This is a genomic window from Galbibacter marinus (assembly GCF_000300875.1).
Classification (GTDB): Bacteria; Bacteroidota; Bacteroidia; order Flavobacteriales; family Flavobacteriaceae; genus Galbibacter; species Galbibacter marinus.
Genome location: NZ_AMSG01000047.1, coordinates 1 through 6,783, shown reverse-complemented (window position 1 = coordinate 6,783; position 6,783 = coordinate 1). Strand labels below are relative to the sequence as shown.

Genomic DNA, 6,783 nt, shown 5'->3' with positions numbered 1-6,783 from the left:
AACCAGTGGCTTCTGTAACAGCATCCCATTGCAAAACGTTATGATTTCCCATTGTAAAACCGCATTCAAAGCAACATCAGACTCACCATCGATTGGACTAATAAACTGCGTACAGGATGGGGCTTCTAATAACTTTTCAGTTGTAAATTGTTCTTCTGAGCATGTTGTCGCATCGCCAGCCTCATTATATGGAGTAATGCTCACATAAATAGTAGTATCCTCTGGAAAGTGAATTGGATGCGAATAACTAGTTACATTTCCAACATCCAGATTATCCGCAATATCAGTTCCTCCAGAAATAGTTCCTATAGAGATTCGATAACCAGTGGCTTCTGTAACAGTATCCCATTGCAAAACCGCATTTAGAGCAACATCAGATTCACCATCGATTGGACTTATTAACCACGTACAGGGTGGGGCTTCTAATAACTTTTCAGTTGTAAATTGTTCTTCTGAGCATGTTGTCGCATCGCCAGCCTCATTATATGGAGTAATGCTCATATAAATAGTAGTATCCTCTGGAAAGTCACTTGGATGCGAGTAACTAGTTACATTTCCAACATCCAGATTATCTGCAATATCAGTTCCACCAGAAGTAGTTCCTAATGATATTCGATAACCTGAAGCATCCGTTATGATTTCCCATTGTAAAACCGCATTCAAAGCAACATCAGACTCACCATCGATTGGACTAATAAACTGCGTACAGGATGGGGCTTCTAATAACTTTTCAGTTGTAAATTGTTCTTCTGAGCAAGCAGTCGCATCGCCAGCCTCATTATATGGAGTAATGCTCACATAAATAGTAGTATCCTCTGGAAAGTCACTTGGATGCGAGTAACTAGTTACATCTCCAACATCCAGGTTATCCGCAATATCAGTTCCACCAGAAGTAGTTCCTATTGATATCCTGTAGCCAGTAGCTTCCGCAATGGCTTCCCATTGTATATCTGTATCTATGGCAACATCAGCGGAATTATTTAAAGGACTAGAAAGCTTCGTGCAATTCAAAATGCTACTGTATTCATAGGCTCCTATATCAATATTGTTGGCTGTTAATCGGTTATTTCCTGCTAAATCTTCGGATATTCCAGCATTCACATCTGAAACACTATTATATAACAAAACTTTGCCTGCGTCTATGGCAGGACTAGCATGTTGAAGATTAAAATCACCTGTAGACTCGTCAATAAAATATGGGTCTATACCTATTAAGTTGTCATGATAAATTCCATGGATAGGAGACTCTTGTAAAATATTTTGAACAATCTCTAAACTGAGCGAATTAGGATTAGCAAATTCTTGTAACGCAATATCTGGAGCAGCACCTGGCAAACTCTCCAATGAGGTGTTGTTATAAAATATAGAATTATACAACGTATTAGTAGTGAAAGGGCCTATTAAAAAGGCTGAGTTATTGTTCCCAATAAAATCAATATTACTCAAGGTGATGATCTCCCCATTGTAAATTGCGCCTCCACCAGTTGAAGCTTTGTTATTCCAAAATATAGCATCTGTGATTGCTATGGTGGAAGAACTACAGTAGATAGCGCCTCCTTGAAGTGAAGCCTGATTGTTTTCAAAAGAGACTTTCGATAAACTTATTTCATTAAATTTACCATATAACCCGCCACCATAAGAGGATGCTGAATTATCTTTTAAAACACTCTTTGACACCTTTAATTGCCCATTGTTATTGAATAAGGCTCCGCCATTTTCACTAGCTGTATTATTTGTAAAAACACAGTTAGTCACACTTAGATCATCAAAATTTATATAAATAGCACCCCCATCTTCCTGGGTGTGATTGCCAGCAAATAAACAATTTTCGATACTGGTATTTGGTCCCCATGAACTAATTGCACCACCAGAATAATAAGATGTATTGTTTATGAATTCACAATCTACAATACGTGTATTGTCATGGTGCCTAATATGAATTGCCGCTCCTCCCATATTTCCCTCAGGACGATCTTTACGGATTACTTGATTATTCTCGAATAAAGAGTTTTCAATCAGTACTTCATCTGCTCGAATATTTACCGCCGCAGAACCTATGGTGCTTTCAGAAACGTTATTTCTAAACACACAGTTTAAAACCTTCACCCTGGATCCATAAATTGTTAATCCGCCTGCATAAATAGTACCAAATCCTTTCTCAAAATAAACACCATCTATTGTGGACTCATTAGATTGAATAGTCATGTGTACCATACTCACCTGATTTCCTCCGTCCAGGATACTATTATAGGTATGGGGATCCCTTGCATTTCCAATCCCGGAATATCCACCCAAAATATTTAATTGGTCTTCTATATTTAAGGTGGTAGATATCATATAAACGCCTTCCTTTAGCTTAATTGTATCATTAGTTGAAGCGTTCGAAATGGCATCTTGAATATTACTGGGATTTTGCCAACTAGTACCATTTCCACTTGAATTTGGGGCCACGTAGATACTATTTTGAGCCATGGCTCCGAGAACACAACACACAATAGACAGTGTGCTTAAAATCAGTTTTAGCTGCATACGAATTAGGATCAGGTAGTAGACTTGAGTTAGGAGTAAAAAGCAGTGTTGAAAAGTGCTCTTTTAAATTCAGGGGTAAAATTAGAATTCAATTACCTTAAAGCCTATTGAAAGCCACATACTCAGCGTCTACAATAAATCATAAAAACGTCTACAATGCGTCTACAGAAAATTCAAGTTTTCTCAAAAAGGCATTAAATGATTATATTTACCATATGAGGAAAACCCTGACAATCGTAATCACCCTCCTAACCCTACTACCATTTTCAAATATTCAGGCACAATCACTAATCATTGATTCTCTGAATACGATCATTAAACAAGAAAAAAGTCCTAATTCTAAACGGATTGAAGCTTTTGCGGATCTAGCCAAAATAACAGCTAGAAACAACCAAAGAGATCGTGCTATGGAATTGGCTCAGAAAGCACTTAAATTAAGTTACCTGGAAGATGATCCTGGATATACTGGTTTTGTTCAAGCAACCATTAGTTATCTATATTCCCAACAAGACAGCTTAAAACAGGCCTACAATATCATGGATAGTGCCCTTGTTAATGCCACCAAAACAGATGATATCATATTAAAAGGTAGGGTACTCTTACAGCAAGGTTGGCTTGAGAATCTTGTGGACAACAGGGGTAAGGCTTATCAATATATGCTAGAGGCCCTGCGTTTATTTGAACAAAAAAAAGAACAGACCTGGTTATTTCAAAGTAATTTATACCATCACTTAGCATCCATTCAAGGCTACTGGAACTCTCCAAAGCAACAACTGCAGTATACCCAATTATGCCTAGAAACCGCTCATAAAAGTAAAGACCCAGATGCCATTGCAAATGCTTACTTAAGCATGGGTTCCTATTACCTTTATCAATCCAGAAACAAGGAAACTAAACAACAGTTAGATTCCGCTAAGTATTATTACACGTCCATTTTAGATCTTACAAAGGCGAATCAAAATCGTATCAGGTCTAAAAGCATCCAAGGTATTGCTGCTTTAAATATGGCCAATCTATATTTTGAATTCTATCCAATCGCATTCAAAGATAGTGCATCGCATTACATCAATTTAGCCCTTGAAGGTGCAAGGAAATTTGATCAACCACAAATTCTAGCCAATAGTTATGGAATCCTCAGTGAATATGCCCTAAAACAAAACGACTACCAAAGAGCAGAAGAACATCTCCAAAAAGCTATGACAGAAATTATCGCCAGTCCATGGGGAACAAACAGAACCAAATCAAGAATAAGCAACGCCTTATCACGAGTAGCCGAAAAAAGAGGAGATCCTGCTAAAGCATTGGAGTATTACAAGCAGTACATGAGCTATGACCGAGAGCTTTTTGATCAAGAAAAACATTCCATTACACAAAAGCTAGAAGTGGTCTACCAATCTGAGAAAAAAGAATTGGCCCTTGCTACAGCCAAACAAGAGGCAGCTTTGAATAAGAAAATGAACAATCTGTACCTTATTTTAATTAGTATTGTACTGATTGCTATATTCTTTGTATTTAGGGCCTATCATTTTAGACTGAAAACCGCTAAACAAAAGCAGTTACTGTTAACAGGACTTAAGAACGAAGCTGAATTACAAGCAAATCTTAAGGAGGAAGAAACCGCACGATTAGAGGTTGAACAGGTGCTGCTACAAGAACGCTTAGATCGATTAGAAAAAGAACTTTTAGCTGGTACCTTACATGTAGAGGAAAAGAACCAGCTTCTAAGCAGTTTAACAGAGAAACTCAATTCATTAAAAAGTACGGATCCTATGTATCAGCAAATCAAAAGATTGATTTCTAAAAATATCGAGGTGGATAAAGGCTATGATGAAATTAAGACGGAGCTAACTGAAATACGCCCTGAATTTGTCGAAGGACTGAAAAAACAAGCCGAGCAAAAACTCACCCGACTCGATCAGAAATATTGTTTTTACATCCTAATGGGTCTTACCAATAAGGAGATTGCAGCCAAATTAAATGTGGATCCTAAGAGTATTCGTATGGCTAGGTACCGAATAAAGCAGAAATTACATTTAACCAAAGATCAGAGCCTAGATGAGTTTATACTCAGCCTAGGAACCAAAGATGATTAAACCACATTACTTTAAGTAAAAAGGCCAGAGACCGGATCAATTCATCTCCAATAACTCTGGCCAGTAGCAAGGTTAGAATGCTGCTTAGTTAGCTTAATAATTTTAAAGGGAATAGTTTTGCTAATTTAAATCAGGAATAATAATATCCCTTATATTTCCCTTATAAGCACCTAGGATCTCAAGAATAATTTCTTTTTGATCGTTAAAAAATGTGGTTTCATTACTAAATAGGTTCTCGTAATAGCTAATTCCTTCCATGAGATTACTTTTAAATGAATTCCATCGTTTTAGTTTTGCCCTGTTAATTCCCTCTAGATTGTTTCTAATATCATCCATCAAGAAATCAACATACAATTGCAATTCTTTAATAAACATGTGAGGACGGTTTGCGTTTCTTAATACGTTGGTATATCCGTATATATGCCGTACCATTTTTGAGAGGGAAATTTCTTTATCGAAATAAGCCAAATTAGGCCCTGGACATATGACTACACCTTGTTTTTCTCCCTTGATTTCCATTTCCTTTTCCATATAAGCTGGATTAGCAAGACCTACACACAAACAAGACTTCACAGTGATGTCATCGCGTTTGCTTTGTAGCGCTTGGGCGCTGTACTGTGATTTGGACTCTTCTAATTCTTTGAGTTTAATTTCCTGATATTTTCGAGAAGCAGTACAGATTCCTTCTTCCCCAAATTCATTACTTAAGGCAAGAAATTTTTTAGGACAAGAACTTCCTGGTCGTCCTTTATCAATCCGCATTTGCTTAAATGAATCATTGCTACTTCCTCTAAGAGTATTAAAAGGTACTCCTAGTGGTGATAGATCACTTCGATAAAGATCATCCTCTTTTGCTCTTGCAAGTAGCTCACGTGTTTGTTTATCTGTAGCAGTTGCTTCTGGAACTAATAAAAATGGACTACCCCAGCCAACAGCGTCCGAGTTATAGTGATCAAGAAGGAAACTGTGTTCCTCAGCAGTACCTACACCACCTTGGACTGTTATCTTAGTTTTTAATGGATGGTCGGGAACAAAACAACCTTTATCTTCCAATGCTTTAATTAGTATAGCATGAGTATTGTCTAATAATTCCTTACGTCTTGATTTAAATTCCTCCATTATAGGACCTAATAATAAACCATCAGTAGCAAAAGCATGTCCACCGCAATTAAGTCCTGACTCAATGCGATATTCTGATACCCACACACCCTTTTTAGCTAGGAAACTACCCTGAATCATAGCCGACCTAAAGTCGCTAACCTTTAAACCTACCTTCTTCTTTAATTGGCCATTTTCATCCGGTAGAAAGTCACTAAAGGTTGCTATGTAACTATACAGTGATGGATTCATTCCCGCAGAGAGGATCAAAGTGGAGTTTAAGTTGCTTTGAGCAAATCCTCTAAGGGAAGCATGTGCATCATTATAGATAGTATCTAAGGCTACTTTATTTCTAAAGTTTGTTTTATCTACCTTGGTCATTATATTAACATCAATAGCCCCAGGAGAAAGATACTCTTTAATAATCCTACTGGATTGATGTAAAAAATTCTCCGAAGAAAGTTCCTTTATCTTTTCTAAGATAACAGATTTAGCAGGTAACATTCCGATAAACTGATCCAATTCCTTTCTATTGGCTGAGATCTCATCAAGAAAGTTGTGATACTTTTGTTTTACCAGGCGATCCAAAACATTGAGATAAGCAGTAATTCTTTTGGCTCTATGGTCTATAGATTTTGAAGAAATAGAAGTATATGGGAGTTGATGCTTTTTACAAAAAAAAGCGCGCATTTTTTCGGCTAGATCATCATCTACGATGGACACCACAGAATCAATTCCTTTAGAGGCAACTCGTAAGGGTGTATCAATGGTGTACGCAAGCCCCATTACTGGGATATGAAAATTATGTGTCATACAAATAAATTACATTATAATGTTAACACAAAGATTCATATTGTAAGAAGTTTAAAAAATGATAATTATCATTAAAACCAAATTTAAAAACCTGAGGATTGCAATAGTTGCGCAGAAAGAGAAAAAGTTACATTAAACACCCTTTGGAGATGCATTGGGGCTTTAAAATTAATGGATATTTGGGATCTATCCACAAAGACAATATAACCTTCACTTCAGGGCAAAAAAAAATCCTAATGCTAAAAAACAC

The 6,783-nt window shown here is 36.8% G+C and carries 3 protein-coding genes; 1 reads left to right on the top strand and 2 read right to left on the bottom strand.

The features are described 5' to 3' along the window. The coding region (locus tag I215_RS15330) for a choice-of-anchor Q domain-containing protein (RefSeq protein WP_316928349.1) at positions 1-2,529 on the bottom strand (2,529 nt) is incomplete at its 3' end. Between the two features lie 215 nt (positions 2,530-2,744). Between I215_RS15330 and I215_RS15325 the strand changes: the two genes are divergently transcribed. After that, the gene (locus I215_RS15325) at positions 2,745-4,622 is read left to right on the top strand and encodes a LuxR C-terminal-related transcriptional regulator (RefSeq protein WP_008992903.1); all 1,878 of its coding nucleotides are present in this window, start codon (positions 2,745-2,747) and stop codon (positions 4,620-4,622) included. Positions 4,623-4,742: 120 nt separating this feature from the next. Here I215_RS15325 and I215_RS15320 read toward each other — a convergent pair whose 3' ends face one another. Then, on the bottom strand, positions 4,743-6,533 hold the full coding sequence (locus I215_RS15320) for a hypothetical protein (protein WP_008992902.1): 1,791 nt from the start codon (positions 6,531-6,533) through the stop codon (positions 4,743-4,745). Positions 6,534-6,783 lie beyond the last annotated feature (250 nt).